This window comes from Streptomyces sp. ML-6, from assembly GCF_030116705.1.
GTDB lineage: Bacteria > Actinomycetota > Actinomycetes > Streptomycetales > Streptomycetaceae > Streptomyces.
The window spans coordinates 5,724,382-5,741,946 of sequence record NZ_JAOTIK010000001.1 but is presented as its reverse complement, the minus strand read 5'-3'; the positions used below and the strand labels follow the sequence as shown (position 1 = coordinate 5,741,946).

At 69.1% G+C, this 17,565-nt stretch carries 19 protein-coding genes; 14 read left to right on the top strand and 5 right to left on the bottom strand.

Translation table 11 applies throughout. The features are described 5' to 3' along the window. Positions 1-66 precede the first annotated feature (66 nt). From OCT49_RS25515 to OCT49_RS25500, 4 genes are all read right to left on the bottom strand, one after another. Complete coding sequence (locus tag OCT49_RS25515; protein WP_283854150.1) at positions 67-741, bottom strand: RES family NAD+ phosphorylase; 675 nt, start codon at positions 739-741, stop codon at positions 67-69. Positions 742-744: 3 nt separating this feature from the next. Next, on the bottom strand, positions 745-1,434 hold the full coding sequence (locus OCT49_RS25510; RefSeq protein ID WP_283854149.1) for a hypothetical protein: 690 nt from the start codon (positions 1,432-1,434) through the stop codon (positions 745-747). Continuing rightward, positions 1,425-2,519 (bottom strand): macro domain-containing protein, encoded by a 1,095-nt coding sequence (locus OCT49_RS25505; protein ID WP_283854148.1) that lies wholly within the window; start codon positions 2,517-2,519, stop codon positions 1,425-1,427. Before OCT49_RS25505 ends, OCT49_RS25510 begins: the two co-directional genes overlap by 10 nt. A gap of 266 nt (positions 2,520-2,785) precedes the next feature. Continuing rightward, the gene (locus OCT49_RS25500) at positions 2,786-4,078 is read right to left on the bottom strand and encodes a cytochrome P450 (RefSeq protein ID WP_502963419.1); all 1,293 of its coding nucleotides are present in this window, start codon (positions 4,076-4,078) and stop codon (positions 2,786-2,788) included. A 426-nt stretch (positions 4,079-4,504) separates the two neighbouring features. Between OCT49_RS25500 and OCT49_RS25495 the strand changes: the two genes are divergently transcribed. From OCT49_RS25495 to OCT49_RS25485, 3 genes are all read left to right on the top strand, one after another. Continuing rightward, positions 4,505-4,837: a hypothetical protein gene (locus OCT49_RS25495; protein WP_283854139.1), complete on the top strand. Its 333-nt coding sequence runs from the start codon at positions 4,505-4,507 to the stop codon at positions 4,835-4,837. 241 nt (positions 4,838-5,078) lie between these two features. Beyond that, positions 5,079-5,390, top strand: coding sequence for a pore-forming ESAT-6 family protein (locus OCT49_RS25490; protein WP_148835891.1), 312 nt, complete (start codon positions 5,079-5,081; stop codon positions 5,388-5,390). Between the two features lie 358 nt (positions 5,391-5,748). After that, a complete protein-coding gene (locus tag OCT49_RS25485) occupies positions 5,749-6,123 on the top strand; it encodes a DUF6507 family protein (protein WP_502963418.1) in 375 nt (124 codons plus the stop codon). Positions 6,124-6,370: 247 nt separating this feature from the next. Here OCT49_RS25485 and OCT49_RS39865 read toward each other — a convergent pair whose 3' ends face one another. Then, on the bottom strand, positions 6,371-6,562 hold the full coding sequence (locus OCT49_RS39865; protein WP_349632804.1) for a hypothetical protein: 192 nt from the start codon (positions 6,560-6,562) through the stop codon (positions 6,371-6,373). A gap of 33 nt (positions 6,563-6,595) precedes the next feature. Between OCT49_RS39865 and OCT49_RS39860 the strand changes: the two genes are divergently transcribed. From OCT49_RS39860 to OCT49_RS25430, 11 genes are all read left to right on the top strand, one after another. Continuing rightward, entirely contained in the window at positions 6,596-8,614 is a 2,019-nt protein-coding gene (locus tag OCT49_RS39860; protein WP_349632803.1) for a dermokine domain-containing protein, read from the top strand. Beyond that, positions 8,595-9,242 (top strand): pentapeptide repeat-containing protein, encoded by a 648-nt coding sequence (locus OCT49_RS25475; protein WP_283854146.1) that lies wholly within the window; start codon positions 8,595-8,597, stop codon positions 9,240-9,242. The genes OCT49_RS39860 and OCT49_RS25475 overlap by 20 nt, the downstream gene beginning before the upstream one ends. Positions 9,243-9,845: 603 nt before the next feature. Further along, positions 9,846-10,178: a hypothetical protein gene (locus tag OCT49_RS25470; protein ID WP_283854139.1), complete on the top strand. Its 333-nt coding sequence runs from the start codon at positions 9,846-9,848 to the stop codon at positions 10,176-10,178. 193 nt (positions 10,179-10,371) lie between these two features. Beyond that, positions 10,372-13,032: a YwqJ-related putative deaminase gene (locus tag OCT49_RS25465; RefSeq protein ID WP_283854145.1), complete on the top strand. Its 2,661-nt coding sequence runs from the start codon at positions 10,372-10,374 to the stop codon at positions 13,030-13,032. After that, positions 13,032-13,403 (top strand): toxin-antitoxin system YwqK family antitoxin, encoded by a 372-nt coding sequence (locus OCT49_RS25460; protein ID WP_283854144.1) that lies wholly within the window; start codon positions 13,032-13,034, stop codon positions 13,401-13,403. The genes OCT49_RS25465 and OCT49_RS25460 overlap by 1 nt, the downstream gene beginning before the upstream one ends. 149 nt (positions 13,404-13,552) lie before the next feature. Further along, positions 13,553-14,323: a hypothetical protein gene (locus OCT49_RS25455; RefSeq protein ID WP_283854143.1), complete on the top strand. Its 771-nt coding sequence runs from the start codon at positions 13,553-13,555 to the stop codon at positions 14,321-14,323. Positions 14,324-14,410: 87 nt separating this feature from the next. Further along, positions 14,411-14,779, top strand: a complete 369-nt coding sequence (locus OCT49_RS25450; protein WP_283854142.1) for a toxin-antitoxin system YwqK family antitoxin — start codon at positions 14,411-14,413, stop codon at positions 14,777-14,779. A gap of 108 nt (positions 14,780-14,887) precedes the next feature. After that, positions 14,888-15,367, top strand: a complete 480-nt coding sequence (locus tag OCT49_RS25445) for an SUKH-3 domain-containing protein (protein ID WP_283854141.1) — start codon at positions 14,888-14,890, stop codon at positions 15,365-15,367. A 126-nt stretch (positions 15,368-15,493) separates the two neighbouring features. After that, positions 15,494-16,279, top strand: coding sequence for a hypothetical protein (locus tag OCT49_RS25440; protein WP_283854140.1), 786 nt, complete (start codon positions 15,494-15,496; stop codon positions 16,277-16,279). 553 nt (positions 16,280-16,832) lie between these two features. Beyond that, positions 16,833-17,165, top strand: coding sequence for a hypothetical protein (locus OCT49_RS25435; protein WP_283854139.1), 333 nt, complete (start codon positions 16,833-16,835; stop codon positions 17,163-17,165). A gap of 20 nt (positions 17,166-17,185) precedes the next feature. After that, on the top strand, positions 17,186-17,497 hold the full coding sequence (locus OCT49_RS25430; RefSeq protein ID WP_148835891.1) for a pore-forming ESAT-6 family protein: 312 nt from the start codon (positions 17,186-17,188) through the stop codon (positions 17,495-17,497). Positions 17,498-17,565 lie beyond the last annotated feature (68 nt).

The window sequence follows — 17,565 nt, the reverse complement described above, 5'->3', positions numbered from 1 at the left end:
CCGGAAGTCCCGGCCGGCCGGGAAACGCCCTGGAGCATCCGTAGTCCCGTCCGGCCGGGAAACGCCCTAGAGCATCCGTCCCCGCTGTCGTGGCGCGGCCTGGGTGCGGTACGGGGCGAGGACCCCGTTCAGCCATCGCTCGCCGTCCTCGGTGCCGAAGTCGATCCGGGCGGCGCCGGTGGGTTCGAGGGGCGGTTCGCCGCACCGGTCCTGGAACAGGACCGCCACGCGGTCGGCGGGCTCCCGTTTGGAGGGCCAGACGAAGCCCTGGGCCCAGGGGGCGGTCCTGCGGCGGATCCAGTGGCCCCAGTCGCGGGTCTGCGGGTAGTCCGCGCCCTCGGCGTGCACCAGCCACGAGTCCTGCGCGACCGCCGCCAGGTCCCTGCCGGACATCAACGGCACCACGTCCACGTCGGTGGCCAGGCGCAGGAAGGACAGGCTGCGGTGCTCGAAGGAGGCACGCGGGAGCAGGCGCGTGCCGCCGTCGCCGTCAAAGGGGATCGAGCGCAGCAGCACCTCGCACACGGCGGCCCCGGTGCCGAACCCGATGTAGAGGAAGCCGTACTTCTCGTACGGGGTGCTGTCGAAGCGTCCGCCGTGGTAGAAGGCGTGCGCGGGCCGGGGGTTGAAGGCGAGCGCGTCGCGGTGGGTGGCGTGGACGCGGTAGGCGGGGGTGCCGGCGGGCAGGGTGACGCGTTCCGGCTCGCCGGGCAGTTGTTCGGGGGGCGGGTACTTGGGCACGGTCTACCACTCCCCGCCCGTGACGGTGAGCGTGCGTGCCGCGCCCAGGAGTTCGGGGTCCCGGCCCTGCCCGAGGAGGCCGGCGGGCGCGGTGCCCGTCCACGCGTTCGCGGAGAGCCACCAGTCGGCGGCGCCCCAGGGGTCCCTCTCGGGGTGCAGTACGTCGGCCACCTCCAGGACGACCTCCCACGGCATGGTTCCGGTCTCGAACTGGAAGGTGGGGAGCTGTCGTTCGCCGTTCTCGCGGGTCAGGACGATCAGCCGGGGATCGACGGGCCCCGGCCCCTGCGGGCTCGACGCCGGTGCCCGCAGCAGGCGTTCGCGGACCGGGCCCAGGAGCGGGCCGACCATCGGGTTGTCGTCGATCACGAGCATGCAGAGGTCCAGGGCGTCGAAACCCTGGTGGACGGCGGACGGTGAGGTGCCCACGAACCGTCCCGGGCCGCCGACACCGCGGAGCCGGGCCGCCTCGGCGTCCGGAAGCGCGGCGAGCACGGCCCGTACCGCCCGGTCCGCCGCGCCGTGACCGGCCCCTTCATGATCACGGACGTCCGGGGCGTGTGTCCGCAGAGCGATGCGTACGTCGACCAGCAGGGCGCGTAACTCCTGGTGCGCGCCGGGGGCGAGCAGCGGTCCGAGCCGGGGCCAGTCCGCCGCGACGACGGCGAGCATCGCGAAGGGGTTCACCCGCATCCGTGTCCTTCCCGTTCCTCGGGCCCGGCCGGTGGGCCGGGGTCGGTCCGGCCGCCGAGCACCTCCGTCACCAGGTCCGCCACCAGTGGTCTGCGGACGACCAGGTGCAGTTCGCGGTCCCGGTCGGCGTCCGCCGCCAGCGCCGTCCACAGGGCGCTGACGCTGCTCTCCGGTGCCAGCCCGCCGCGTCCCGCGCCGAGGAGGGGGAAGCAGACGGATCGCAGCGGCGGGGTGTGGGCGTCGCGTTCCCCGGACATCAGGGCGAGTGCGCGGGCGGCCGCGGCGGCGACGTTCTGCGGGGTGACCTCGTAGTCGTTGGTGCCGGGTCTCGGGACGGCGACCACCGCGTGGTAGATGCGGCGGACGCCCTGTTCCGCCAGGGCGCCCGGCCCGGTGGGCGCGACGGTCCCGGGCAGGACGGGGCGGTGCAGCACGCCGTGCTTCCCTCGCCATTCGGCCAGGTCGTCGTGGACGGGGTCCTCGACCACGTCGCCCGCCGCGTCGCGCACCGCCCCCGCCCGGCGCAGCGACGCCGACACGGACGCCTTGTACATCTCCGGAAGCCCCAGATGCGTATTGCTCGGGGAGACGATCACGTCGACGTTGCGCAGGAGTTCGGCGGGGTGGATGTGCAGGGTGATGGTCAGCGGTCTCCCGGACCGGGTCAGGCGCAGGGTGCGGTGCTGCAGGTGCGGGGCCGGCATGACGCCGGTCCGGGCTGCGTCCCGGTTCCCGGTGTCGGCGATGTTCCCGGTGTCGGCGATCCAGCACACCCACTCGGCGACCTGACCGAGGACCATCTCCTCCTGGCTCTTGCGGAAGCGCTCCACACTGAGGCCGTACACCTGGGCGGCGAGGCGGCGCCGGTCGGCAGCCGCGCGGTCGCGCAGGCCGGGCGCCAGTCCGAGCGTGCGCCCGGCCGCCTCCCGGAGATCGCCGTCCAGCCGCGAGACGGCCGCCCGCAGCAGGTTCTCGACCTCGACGGGCCAGGCATCGGTCACGGCGCCCGGCACCGACGCGGCGGCCCGGCGCAACAGGGGCAGGTCGAGCCCTCGGAGCCGTACCAGCCCCTCCAGGCGGACCATCTTCACCTCCTGCAAAACCGACGCAACGTCAAATGGTCCGGCACGAGTTGACATGGGCCCATGATCGTGCGGCGGCAACGGCACCACAAGCTCGTGCCGGGCCGCCCGTTCACGTCAGGCGTCGGCGGGGTGCCCGCCGGGCCGGCCGCGGGTCGGCTTCGGGGCGTCATCGGGTCGGCGGCGAATCCCCGGGACCGGGACCGGCGGGAGCCCAGCGCGCGAGGGGACCGGGGCACGACGGAGGCGAGCACCGCTCCGGCTCGGTCTCAGCGCAGGTGCACCGGCAGCGACTCGATCCCGTACACGATCGACACCTTGCGGAAGGAGAGGTCCTGCGGCGGGACGGCGAGCCTCATCCCGGGGAACCGCCGCACCAGGGCCGGGTAGGCCGCGCGCAGTTCCATGCGGGCCAGTTCGGCGCCCACGCAGCGGTGGATGCCGTGGCCGAAGGCGAGGTGGCTCGCGGAGGGGATGCGGTCCAGGTCGAAGCGGCCGTCGTCCTCGACGTACGAGGCGTCGCGGTTGGCGCCGCTCAGCGAGCAGAGCACCATGTCGCCCCGGGGAATGGTCACGCCGCCTATCTCCATGTCCCGGCGGGCGAACCGGGGGAAGGCGATCTGCACGGCGGACAGGTAACGCAGCGCCTCCTCGACGAAGGGCGCGATCACGGTGTCGTCCGTGCGTATTCGCTCGAAGACGTCCCGGTCCCGGAGCAGGACGAGGGAGCCGAGGGCGATCGTGCTGGCGGTCGTCTCGAATCCGCCGGTGAGCACCCCGTCGGCGAGGCCCGCGAGTTCCTCGTCGTCGACGTCGTCACCGTGCTCCCGCACGATCATGCCGAGCAGGCCGTCGCCCGGGTTCTTCCGCTGTGCCCGGACGACACCCCTGAAGTACTCCAGCGACTCCGACATCGCTCCGAACGGCGCGGTCGCGTCGCCGAAGAGGTCGAACCGGTCCATGGCCAGTTTCTGGAAGTCGTGACGGTCCTCGTACGGCACGCCGAGCAGTTCGCAGATCGTGAGGGAGGGGATCGGCAGCGCGAACCCCTGCACCAGGTCGACCGGGCCGCGCGAGGCCGCCATCGCGTCCAGGCGCTCCTCGATGATGGCGTCGATCCGGGGCGTCAGGCGCCGCAGCCGGCGCATCGTGAACTCCGGGGTGAGGATGCGGCGCAGCCGGGTGTGCACCGGGGGGTCGTTGAACCCGAGCCCGCCGGGACTCTGCTCGGCCGCCACCCCGGCGTTCGTCGCGAGGTGGGCGAAGTCGGTGCTGAACCCGTCGGCCGAGCCGAGGACGGCCTTCGACTCCTCGTATCCGCTGACCACCCAGGCGTCCATGCCGAACGGCAACGACACTTTGGACACCGGCCTCTTCGCCCGGGTCCTGGCCAGTTTCTCCACCGGGTCTAGGCCGTCCCTGCGCATCATCATCAGCAGGTCGTCGGGCAGCAGCCTGATCGTGGAGGGTCCGATTCCGTACTTCTGGATCCTGGACAGATAGGCGCGCCCGATGCGGGCGGTGAGGCGGGAGCGGAATGTCGTGGTCAATCTGCACTCCATGAGTCGTCGCGCGATCCGCACCCACGGTGCGGACAGGAGAGGGTTGTGCAGCAGGCGCGGATGTGAATACTGGCCGGCGGCGACACGGCTTGTGCCGGACCGCATTCTGTCGCAGATCGGGAGCAAGCAGAGCCCCCGAGGCACCCGATGACGCGGTATGCGCCACCATGGCCCCACCCACGGTGGCCGTGATCATGATCACGGCACCAGGGCCGAACGGGCCCCCGGGAGGGTGTTGTCGTCGAGGGAGCCGCTCCGCCCGGCGCCCCGGCCAAGTACCGCACACCCGACCCGCATTGCGCATACCGGACGACTGTCTGCTCTGTCACAGCCCGTCCACAGCTCCGGGATCCCGATTGCCTCCGACCCCGTCGAATTGATAGGCATGATGAAACATGTGTTCACGCAGCCTGGCAGGGGGATCGAATGAAGTTCGACATGGGGGCGCAGGTTCTGACGACTCTGTCGTCGAAGTCTCGTGGGTCGAGTGACGACCTGGGGCTGCTGATCCGTCAGCTGCTGCAGGCGGCGGCCCCGCTGGAGGGGAAGTTCCACGGTTCGGGGCGGGTGGCGTTCGACTCGTTCAAGAACCGGTCGGACGAGATCACGGCGGCGCTGAACGGTTCGCTGGCGGCTCTCCTGGGCGGTCAGTCCGGGATGGAGTCCGCGTTCAGCTCGGGCGACCAGGAGCAGGGCGACAACGCGCGGCAGCAGATGTCGACCGCGAACTTCGACGCGGCACGCTTCGGCGCCCGCTGACGACGACGGCCGGGCTCCGTTCCACCCTGGTTCGCTCCGTTCCGGTTCGCTCCGTTCCGGTTCGTTCCGCGCCGGTTCGTTCCGCGCCGGTTCGCTCCGTCCCAGTTCGTTCCATTCCGGTTCGCTCCGTCCCGTTCCGCAGCAGCCCGTTTCATCGCGGCCTGTTCCGTTCCGGCTCGTTTCGGCTCGTTCCATTCCATTGCGTTCTTTTCTGACAGGTTTTCACGGGGAGTGATTGTTGATGGCCGGTGGCACTGACCGTCGTGCGTACGACACGGGCGCGTCCGCGGACGCGCAGGGCAACATCCAGGTGGTGATCGCGCGGCTGGAGGAGGTCATCACGGCGCGCGACGGCCAGGTCAAGGCGGCGATGGCGGACTTCGCGGCCGACGGCGTGGCGGACGAGTACCACGGCAAGGAACTGCGGTGGAACCGTTCCTCGCAGGAGGTCAAGAACATCATCCAGCTGCTCAAGACGACGCTGGAGAAGAACGACGGCACCGCGCAGCACACGATCACGCGCGCCAAGGCCGCGGTCGACAACATCGGCTGAGTCCTTCGGTCGCTCTTCCCGGCCGATCCGGTCGTTCCTCTCGGCCGGTTCGGCCGTCCTTCCTGGCCGGGCTCTTCGGCTGTTCTTCCCGGTCGAACTCTTCGGCGGCCCTCCCGGCCGTTTCCGTCGGCCGACGGGGTCCGGTCGATTCCGTCGGACGACGGGGCCCCGGCCGGGCGGTTCCTCTGGTCGGGGTCTTTGCCGGGATCGCCCGCCGGGTCGGTTGCCGTCCGGTGGGTTCTCTCTTCGTCTCCGCGCCAGACCTTTTGGCCGGAGTCGTCCGGTTCGATGTTTTCAGGTAGTTCACGGGGGTGTTGTGGTGACTGGGTGGGATCTGAAGCCGCAGGGTATTCAGGGTGTGCTGAAGACGACGGGTGAGACGGCGTCGAAGATTCAGACGCATGTGACGTCGTACGGTGATCATCTGACGTCGGCGGCGTCGAGTGCGGGCACGATCAGTGCCGATGCCGGCGCCGGTGGCGGGGGTGGCGGGGACGGCAAGGGTGAGGAGGCCGTGGGCGGTCTGGTCGCGCTGGCCCTGTCGCAGTTCGCCGAGCACACCACCGGGGACCTGAAGTTCATCGCGGCCCGGGCCGGGAAGTCGCTGACCGGCGCGGTCGACGCCACGACCGCCTACCTCAACGGCGACCTGGAAATGGCCGCCGAGGCCCAGCGCAAGGCCCTGGGCGCGGTCGACCTGGACCCGAAGAAGCCCGGGGTGCAGACCCGATGATCAAGCCCGAGGCGATCCCCCAGTACACCGGTGACCTGGGCCGGCTGGAGAAGGACCACGCGTCCCTGACGAAGGACGCCGGCCACATCCGCGAGACCGGCTCCTCCGTCCACACCCAGTTCCAGGCCCTGTCCGCCTACTACAAGGCCCCCGAGGCCGAGCAGCTGTTCGCCTCGACGAAACCCGTCAGGGACCGGGCCGACACCTTCGCCGACGACCTCGAGAAGGTCGCCACCTCCCTGTCCGACTACGCCACCGAGATCCGCCCCTCGTCACCAAACTCGCCCGCCTCAAGACCGAGGCCACCACCTTCGTCAACGAGAACAAGGACGACGACGAGTGGGAGTACGACGGCGACAAGGTCGAGGAGCACAACCAGCTCCGTGACGACATCACCGCGACCGTCGCCGCGTTCTGGGCCGCCGAACGCACCTGCCACAACAAGATCACCGCCCTGTTCGGCGGCACCCAGATGGTCGCCGGGGACGGCTCCGAACGCAAGGACCAGTACGGCTTCAACGCCGAGGACCTCAAGAACGCCAAACTCCCCTGGGGCGACCCCGTCGAGGAGAAACACCACTGGTACGAGGTCGGCCACTGGGTCAAGTCCTTCGTCTGGGACGGCCTGATCGTCGACGGCGTCTGGGGCACCATCAAGGGCCTGGGCACCCTCGTCGGCTTCGGCGGCTGGGAAGCCATGGGACAGGCCTGGAAGGGCCTGGCCCAGCTCGCCACCGGCCTCGTCATCACCGCCGTCCCCGGCGCCGGCGCCCTGTTCTGGACCCTGCCCGACGACAAACTCCCCTCCTGGCTCCGCGACTCACGCACCGCCATGAAGGAAACCGGCAAGGCCCTGGTCGCCTGGGACCAATGGGGCAAGAACCCCGCCCGCGCCGCCGGCGCGGTCACCTTCAACGTCCTGACCACCGTCTTCACCGGCGGCGCCGGCGCCGCCGCCTCCGGCGCCGGCAAGGCCGGAGCCGTCGCCAAGGCCCTCTCCGTCGCCGGCAAGACCGGCAAGTTCATCGACCCGATGACCTACATCGCCAAGGGCGCCGGCTCCGGCCTCTCCAAGATCGGCGACATCACCCAGGGCCTCAAGGGCATCGGCACCATCGACATCCCCAACCTCCCCGACAACGCCATCACCCTGCCCAACGGGTCGACGATGCTGCCCGACGGCACCTTCCACCTCCCCGACGGCGCCAAGGTTCCCGACGGCGGGATCGAACTCCCGAACGGGAACGTCAAGTTCCCCGACGACGCCCCCGTCCTGCCCGAGGGCACCACCAAGCTCCCCACCGCCGCCGACGACCCCATCCAGTACGTCGACCGCGACGGCAACCTCCTCGACAAGAACGGCGACATCGTCCAGCACGCCAAGGACGCCCCCACGGAGAACACCCCCAACCCCACCACCCCGCACACCGACACCAACAGCCCCGCCCCGCACACCAGCACCCCCGTGCGGGAACCCGCCCTGGCCGGTGTCGGCGCCCGCAACGGCGACGACGCCATCCGCCTGGGCAGCGACCCCACCGGCCTCGGCGACCTCGGCCGCACCGGCGACAACCTCCCCGGCGGCAACGTCGGTGACAACATCCCCACCGGACAGGTCGGCGACAACCTCCCCGGCGGACGCACCGACGACCTCGGCCACGGACCCACCAACAGCCACGAACCGCCCAACACCCACACCAACGGCAACGGCCACACCGACGGACCCGGCCCCAACCCCCACCCCAACGACGGCGGACACAGCAACAGCGGCGGACACCAGGACCCGCCCCCCACCGGCGGCCACAACAACGACGGCCCCGGCGGAAACGGACACAACGACGGCCCCGACAATGGCGGACCCGGCAACGGCGGCGGCGACCACACCCCGGACAACACCGGCAACCACGGCGACGAGCCCAACAACGGTGGCGGGAACGGGACTCCGGACGGCGAGCCGGCCGGTGGCGTTCCCGGGGACCGTGTGAACGAACCCCTTCCGGAACTCACACCGCAGGAACGGGCCGACCACTGGGGTCACCTCGACGAGGTGGAACAGCGCAGCCCCGAGGACTTCGACGAATTGCAGCGCGACCCGGACAAGAACGGCGGCATCTCGGAACCCTCGAAGGACGAGGCCCGGGTGGGTCTGGACCTCCGTGAAACCGGACGGCTTCCCGACGACATCCAGCGTCCCACCCAGGCCGACCGCGGTGAGTTCTACTCCCCGAGCGCGGACAAGTATTACGACATCAAGGGTGTGCATTCCGACTGGCCGCCGTTCAACAACGTCCGCGACAAGTCGCAGCCTTTCAAGGGCGCGTACGACCCCGCCAACAATGGCAAATGGGTCAAGAAGCTCTCCGAACAGATCGTCGACAAGCACCGTATTGTTATTCTCGACATGCGCAACGCAAGCCAGGCAGCGATCGATGATGTCAAGGGCATCGTCCAAAGGAACGGTTGGGAAGACGATGTCATCTGGTACCCGTAAAGGCTGGGCACCGCGCCAGTACCCCGTCGACCGAGCTGCCGCCGATCGCCTGCGCGAATGGCTGGAGGGCCCGGAGGACCGCGGGCTGGACGGTGTGGGGCTCGACTTCAGTGGCGCGGATCTGTCGGGCGGCGACTTCTCCGAGTCCTGGTTCACCGAAGCCAAGCTGGTCGGTACGAACCTGGCGGGTGCGGAGTTCTACCGCGCGGATCTCGAGGGCGCCGACCTTTCCGGCGCGACCCTGACCAACGGCTCGCTGGTACGGGCGAACCTGGACGACGCCACGCTCCGGGGCGCGACCCTCGACGGTGTCGACTTCGTCAAGGCCTCGCTCTACGACGTGGACGCCTCGGGGGCGAGCTTCCGCGGCGCCCGCCTGATGGGAGCCTCCCTGCTGGACGTCGACCTCCGCGGCGCGGACCTGACGAACGCGGTGGCGGACGAGAACTCGTTCAAGGTGAAGCTCGACGAGAACACCGTTCTCGACGGTTTCTCCGGGACAGTTTTCGGCCCGGTCGAACTCGTCACCGCGGACGGCGTCGAGGAGCTGGGCGGACCGGATCTCGAGGAGTGGATTCGTCGGCGGGGAGGCGGCGTGAGCGTCATTCCTCCGCGCTCCGCACGCTGACAGGAATCACGAAGGGCGATCCCTCCGGGGAATCGCGGGCGCCACTGCTGCCGTCGCCGGCCGGTGGTGGCGCCCGCGACAGAGCGCTGATTCCGCGAATCATCCCTGGGCCCGACCCCGGGATGATTCCGCCCCTGAAACGGAATGGACAACAAGCGGGTCTCGAGGAACCCCCTGGTGCCCGTGCCGAATTCGGTGCGCGCCATCTACGCATACGGCCTGCTGCACCTTTTCCATCCCACGGCACAGGAAGTTTTCCTGGGCCATGGAGTGGAACTTCCCGAGGAGTTCCTCGCCCGGATCCGGCAGCACGACTACCTGGTGCCTGCCGAGGACGAACCCCGGGTGAAGGAGAGGCGCGCGAGCGAGAGACAGAACATCCCGATCGGCCGGAGGTTCCCGGGAGGCCCGTCTGCACCGAGGGGCCCTCGGCCCTCCACCCCCCGGTCAAGTTGTACGTTTTCACGCCTGATTGTCCACATCGGTCCCTGGCGACTCCGTCACAGTCCGTCCACAGCCCGGCGGCCCTCGATTGCTTCGTTCCCCCGGACTTGATAGGGATGGTCAGTACATTTGTTTGCTCAGTTCGGCAGGGGGGCCGGAATGAAGTTCGACATGGGGGCGCAGGTTCTGACGACTCTGTCGTCGAAGTCTCGTGGGTCGAGTGACGACCTGGGGCTGCTGATCCGTCAGCTGCTGCAGGCGGCGGCCCCGCTGGAGGGGAAGTTCCACGGTTCGGGGCGGGTGGCGTTCGACTCGTTCAAGAACCGGTCGGACGAGATCACGGCGGCGCTGAACGGTTCGCTGGCGGCTCTCCTGGGCGGTCAGTCCGGGATGGAGTCCGCGTTCAGCTCGGGCGACCAGGAGCAGGGCGACAACGCGCGGCAGCAGATGTCGACCGCGAACTTCGACGCGGCACGCTTCGGCGCCCGCTGACGACGGCGGGACTCCTCGCCCGGTTCCCTTCGGCCGTTCTCTTTCTGCTTTCTTCTCTGTCTCTTCCTGACCAAGGTTTGTCCGGCCGGTGCGGCTGGCTGTTTCACGGGGGTGTCATGGTGACTGGGCGGAGCCCGAAGACACGGGGTGTCCGGGACGTACTGAAGGCTGAGAAGGCCGGGGTGCAGACCCGATGATCAAGCCCGAGGCGATCCCGCAGTACACCGGTGATCTGGGCCGGCTGGAGAAGGACCACGCGTCCCTGACGAAGGACGCCGGCCACATCCGCGAGACCGGCTCCTCCGTCCACACCCAGTTCCAGGCCCTGTCCGCCTACTACAAGGCCCCCGAGGCCGAGCAGCTGTTCGCCTCGACGAAACCCGTCAGGGACCGGGCCGACGCCTTCGCCGACGACCTCGAGAAGGTCGCCGCCTCCCTGTCCGACTACGCCACCGAGATCCGCCCCCTGGTCACCAAACTCGCGCAGCTCAAGACGGACGCCGCGACGTTCGTCAACGAGAACAAGGACGACGACGAGTGGGAGTACGACGGGGACAAGGTCGAGGAGCACAACCAGCTCCGTGACGACATCACCGCGACCGTCGCCGCGTTCTGGGCCGCGGAGCGCACCTGCCACAACAAGATCACCGCCCTGTTCGGCGGGACGCAGATGGTCGCCGGGGACGGCTCCGAACGCAAGGACCAGTACGGCTTCAACGCCGAGGACCTCAAGAACGCCAAACTCCCCTGGGGCGACCCCGTCGAGGAGAAACACCACTGGTACGAGGTCGGCCACTGGGTCAAGTCCTTCGTCTGGGACGGCCTGATCGTCGACGGCGTCTGGGGCACCATCAAGGGCCTGGGCACCCTCGTCGGCTTCGGCGGCTGGGAAGCCATGGGACAGGCCTGGAAGGGCCTGGCCCAGCTCGCCACCGGCCTCGTCATCACCGCCGTCCCCGGCGCCGGCGCCCTGTTCTGGACCCTGCCCGACGACAAACTCCCCTCCTGGCTGCGCGACTCACGCACCGCCATGAAGGAGACCGGCAAGGCCCTGGTCGCCTGGGACCAATGGGGCAAGAACCCCGCCCGCGCCGCCGGCGCGGTCACCTTCAACGTCCTGACCACCGTCTTCACCGGCGGCGCCGGCACCGCGGCCTCCGGCGCCGGCAAGGCCGGAGCCGTCGCCAAGGCCCTCTCCGTCGCCGGCAAGACCGGCAAGTTCATCGACCCGATGACCTACATCGCCAAGGGCGCCGGCTCCGGCCTCTCCAAGATCGGCGACATCACCCAGGGCCTCAAGGGCATCGGCACCATCGACATCCCCAACCTCCCCGACAACGCCATCACCCTGCCCAACGGGTCGACGATGCTGCCCGACGGCACCTTCCACCTCCCCGACGGCGCCAAGGTTCCCGACGGCGGGATCGAACTCCCGAACGGGAACGTCAAGTTCCCCGACGACGCCCCGGTGCTGCCCGAGGGCACCACCAAGCTCCCCACCGCCGCCGACGACCCCATCCAGTACGTCGACCGCGACGGCAACCTCCTGGACAAGAACGGCGACGTCGTCCAGCACGCCAAGGACGCCCCCAAGGAGGGCTCCCCCGACATCGGCAACCCGCGCACCGACACCGACAACCCCGCCCCGCACACCAACAGCCCGGTCCGGGAACCCGTCCTGGCCGGTGTCGGCGCCCGCAACGGCGACGACGTCATCCGCCTGGGCAGCGACCCCACCGGCCTCGGCGACCTCGGCCGCATCGGCGACGACATCCCCACCGGACAGATCGGCGACAACCTTCCCGGCGGCCACGCCGACGACCTCGGCCACGGCCCCTCCAACAGCCACGAGCCCCCCACCGGCGGACGCGGCAACGACGGACCCGGCGGCAACGGCAACAGCAACGGTCCGAGTGGGCCTCACGACCCGACCCCGCCGCACCACAACGACCCGACCCCGCCCCGCGACGGCGACCACGGCCCCAACGGTCACGCCGACGACGGCGCGCACCACGGGGCGGACGAGGGTGTCCCGCCCCGCGGGTCCGACGACGGTGCACCCCATGGCGACCGTGACCCCAACGAGTCCGGTCCGGGCGGGCACGACCCCGAGGGGACGTCCCCCCACGACCACACGAACGAGGGCGCGCCGCACGCCGACCGGGACGTACGGGAACCCAGTGGTTCGCTCGCCGACGACGCCGCTCGGCGCGAAGCCGCCCCGATCACCCAGATCGGGGACACCCCCATGCCGCCTCCCGGTCCCGGCAACAAGTTCCTCGGCCAGTTGCCGGAGAGTCGCCTGACACGCGATGCGGACGGTCTGATCACCCACATCGACGGTCGCAATTTCGAGCACTTCCTGAAGGATCTCTCCTTCCAGCGCAGCGCCGCGTACAAGGAGGCCAAGGAGCTCGGCACCTTCCCCAGGAAGCAGGTCGGCGCCTGTGTGGGAGCGGTCATGGACCTGCGCACGGGCATGATCTTCGAAGGGATCAACGGAAAGTTCGACAACATCATCCCCGCCGACCGGGTCCACCCGACCATCGGGGCGAGGCACAACTCGATCGGCGACCCCCCGCCGGCGCCGGATCACCCGCTCGGTCACGCCGAGGTCAAGGCGGTGAACGAACTGCTCTGGGAGCGGGAGAAGCTGGGATTGCCCACGGATGAAGCGGCACTCGCCGAACTCCGCGCGTCGATCGAGTTCCCGTACCTGTCGCACAGGAAGACCGAGCTCCCCGGGCGGCCTGCGGCTTTCTGCGCGAACTGCGACTCTATGCTGAAGGGCGTGGACAGCCTGCACGGCAGGTTCACCGGCAATCCTCCGACCGACGAACTCTGGATTCCCTGATGCCCGACGTGACACGAATCGACATCGACGACCCCGAAGTCGACATGGATCAGGGGCAGCGCCTGCTGTACCGGGGGGAACTCTTCACCGGCGAGGTCGAGGAGCACCTGGGCGATGCCCTGGTCAGCCTGGACTCCTACGTGGAAGGGGTGCAGCACGGCCCCAGTCGCGAGTGGTACAAGGACGGCACGCTCCGCTCCGAGGCGACGGCCCGCACGGGGCTCCCGGTCGGGACGTCCAGGGAATGGCATCCGAACGGTGTGCTCGCCGCCGAGGTGGAGTTCTCCGAGAACGGCATGACCATGGTGGCGGAACGTCGATGGGACGAAGAGGGCCGACCGACGAAGAACTGGCACGCGGACAAGAAGTAACACCCCGCCAGTAACGGAGCGGTGCCGACCCGGGGCGGTTCGCCGGTGATTGGCGAACTGTCCGGGGCCGACCGACGAAGAACCGGCATGCGAGCCGGGGGAAGCATCCCGCCGACCGCGGAGTGGCGCCGGCCCGGAGAGGATCGCGAATGAACGTCGAACCGTCTCGGTCCGTCCTCCGACGATTGCGGGCCGTCGACTGGTCCGACGAGGGCGGTGCCTGGCGCCACGAGAACTCCCGCGCATGCCTGATGCGGGAGTATCTGCGCCGGGCGGCTCTCTGGGCGGACCACTGCGGCGCCGAGCGGTCCTGGCCGTTCTTCGACCTGGCCGAGCATGTCGACGCCGCCGTCCGGATCCCCGCCGGCATCGCCGCCGAGCTCGACGAGGTCCTGCGGGGTGTCGGCCCCTCCTCGGTCAGGACGACCTGCCGGGCGGCTGTCCGCTGGGCCGTGCTCCGTACCGAGAGCCCGGCCGGCCCGCTGCCGGATCTCCCGGATCCCTACGAACCACTGCTGGCCCTGTACGAACGCGGCGGCGGGTTCTTCGTCGAGGAGTTCATCGACCTGGGCGGTGCGATGGTCCGGCTCGGAACGGTGGAGAGCAACCTCGCCGCCCGCCCCTTCCTCACACTCGCACCGGCCACTCTCGACGCCCTGGACGCCGAGGGCGAGATCACGTACTACGCGAAGATCAGCGAGGGCTACCCGCGAAGCAGCCCGCGCGGCATTGTCCGCCGCCGGGTCGACGACGGCCGGACGTACGACGAGGTGTTCACGCGCAACCTCCGCTGGGAGCCGACCGAGTACCTCAGGCTGTACGAACTCGGCCACAACGAGGTCGACCACGTCGCGATCACCGAGATCGAAGCCGCCGCGTTCATCGAGTCGACGACGAAGAGGCTCACCGGATCCCGATGAACCGAGTACCGGGCGGCTGGAAGGCGTGTCCAGCAGCTTCGGGCGCTTCCTCAAGGACCCGCCCGGACCTGAGAACTGGATTCCGTGATGACACTTCCCAGAATCGACATCGACGACCCCGAATTCGAAATGGACGAAGGTGAGGTCGTCTTCTACCAAGGAGAACGCTTCACCGGCGAGGTGGTCGAATACCAACAGGGTGCGCTCGTCAGTCTCGTCACTTACAAGGAAGGGATCGAGGACGGTCCCTCCAAGGAGTGGTACATGGACGGAACCCTGCGGGCCGAGGGAGTACTGCGGGGCGGATTCCCGGTCGGCGAGTCCAGGACATGGCACCCCAACGGGAGGCTGGCCTCGCGCGTACTCATGAGTGCGAACGGACTGCGTCAGCTGGAGATCACCGAGTGGAACGAAGAAGGCAACCTGACGAAGGAGTGGCGCGCCGAGCGCGGTTGATCCGGATCTCCCGGATCCCTACGAACCACTGCCGGCCCCGTGCGAACGGGGCGGCGGGTTCTTCGTCGAGGAGTTCATCGACCTGAGCGGTGCATGGAACGGAAGGCGATGACGGGCCCTGGAAAGCTGATGCCCGAAGTGCACGACTGGCTCGTCACGAACGGCTGGTACCCCGGCCGTGACATCGGGGAACGCGCTGACGAACTCATCCGCGTGCGGGTGCAGGACGCCCGGCGGCAAGGGATCCCCCTGACGCCCGTACCGGCCGCGGTGCGCATCATCCATGCCTACGGCTTGCTGCACCTGGCCCACCCCACCGTGCAGGGCATCTCCTGGGTCATGGGCCCGACGCTCGGGCACGAGGGCGACGCAGAAGCCATCCGGGAGCTGGCGTCCGGACTCGGGACAGAACTTTTTCCCATCGGTTACGAGTCCTCCGAGCACGGAATTCTCCTGGCCGACGAGAAGGAGCGCTTCTTCCACCTCCATCACACCGGCGGCTACTACTTGGGAGAGAACGCGCTGGACGCCTTCTCCCGGTTCCTGACCGGTGTGCCCGACCCCGACGCAGAGGATTTCTTCGTCTGAGCGGTTGCGGACCGTCGTCCGGGGGATGGAACCGCCGAAGGTCCAGCTCGCCGAGGATTTGTCCAACATTGACGACGTGGTGAAGGCTATTCGTCAGGAGATGCGCCTGAAGGGATGGGGTCTGAAGTGGGTACTGGGTTGCCACGCGCGGCCCTGGAGCGGTTGCGTTCGGTCGACTGGTACGGCGACTGGGACGCGGCCAGCAGTCACTCGCGTTCCCGCGCCCTGCTGATGCGGGAGTACATGCGTCGCGCGGCGCTGTGGGCTCAGGCGTACGGCGCCGAGGAGAAGTGGCCCTTCTTCGACGTCACCGAGTTCGTCGACCCGACGTTCCGGATGGACCCGGAGGTCGAGTCCGAGCTGGAGGACTACGTGGCGCACCACGTCGGCACACCGTCCACGGCGAGGACGTGCCGGGGTGCCGTGCGCTGGGCCGCGCTGCGGGAGCGGGGCGGGGTCGCTCTTCCGGACCTGCCGGACCCGTACGAGCCGTTGCTGATCATGTACGAGCGGGGCGGCGGCTACTCGATCGAGGAGTTCATCGACCTGTACGGAGTGATGATCCCGTACGGGAACTTCGAGTCCAACCTCAACGCCGAGCCGTTCCTCACCCTGGCCCCGAGCACGCTCGACGCCCTCGATGCCGGAGCGGCGGGCAGGATCGCGTACTACGCGAAGATCAGTGAGGGGTGTCCGCGCAGCAGCCCACGCGGCATCCTGCGGCGGCGTCTCGTCGGCCGGGAGGCGGAGACGCACGACGAGTCCTTCACCCGTAATCTCCGCTGGGAGCCGACGGAGTGCCTCAGGCTCTACGAACTCGGACACAACGACATCGACCACGTACGGATCTCCGAGCGGGAGGCTGCCGCCTTCATCGAATCGACGGTGGAGAAGCTCACCGGGCGCCGATGAGCCGACGGCCTGCCGGTGACACGGCCGGGGCCGGTGAAGGGGGCGTATGGTCCGGGAGGCGGAGGGAGGCCGAGGAACTCGGCGCCTTCCCCAGGGGACAGGTGGGCGCCTGTGCCGGGGTGGACAGCCTGCACGGCAGGTTCACCAGCACCCCTCCGACCGACGAACTCCGGATTCCTTGATGCCCGACGTGACACGAATCGACATCGACGACCCCGACGACGGCAAAATGGCACCGGAATCGAGTCGCTGACGAAGCGCCTTGCCGGGTCCTGACCGGCCACCGTGCCCGGTCGAACGGGCGCCACCCGCAGGTCGTGTGCACGGGGTGAAGAAGGTCCGGAGATTCTCGGGAGACCCGTTTGCGCCGAGGGGCCCTCGGCCCTCCGCCGCCCGGTCAAGTGTTCCGTTTTCACACCTGATTGCCCGCGTCGGTCCCCAACGCTCCTGTCACAGTCCGTCCACAGTCCGGGAACCCTCGATTGCTTCGCTCCCCCCGGACTTGATAGGGATGGTCAGCACATTTGTTTGCTCAGTTCGGCAGGGGGATCGAATGAAGTTCGACATGGGGGCGCAGGTTCTGACGACTCTGTCGTCGAAGTCTCGTGGGTCGAGTGATGACCTGGGGCTGCTGATCCGTCAGCTGCTGCAGGCGGCGGCCCCGCTGGAGGGGAAGTTCCACGGTTCGGGGCGGGTGGCGTTCGACTCGTTCAAGAACCGGTCGGACGAGATCACGGCGGCGCTGAACGGTTCGCTGGCGGCTCTCCTGGGCGGTCAGTCCGGGATGGAGTCCGCGTTCAGCTCGGGCGACCAGGAGCAGGGCGACAACGCGCGGCAGCAGATGTCGACCGCGAACTTCGACGCGGCACGCTTCGGCGCCCGCTGACGACGGGATTGGGGTTTCTGATGGCTGGTGGCACCGATCGTCGTGCGTACGACACGGGCGCGTCCGCGGACGCGCAGGGCAACATCCAGGTGGTGATCGCGCGGCTGGAGGAGGTCATCACGGCGCGCGACGGCCAGGTCAAGGCGGCGATGGCGGACTTCGCGGCCGACGGCGTGGCGGACGAGTACCACGGCAAGGAACTGCGGTGGAACCGTTCCTCGCAGGAGGTCAAGAACATCATCCAGCTGCTCAAGACGACGCTGGAGAAGAACGACGGCACCGCGCAGCACACGATCACGCGCGCCAAGGCCGCGGTCGACAACATCGGCTGACTCTCCCCGGAGACCCGCTCCAGTGGGCGGGTCCGGGGCGGGACGGCAACGGGGAGCATGAGGTAGGC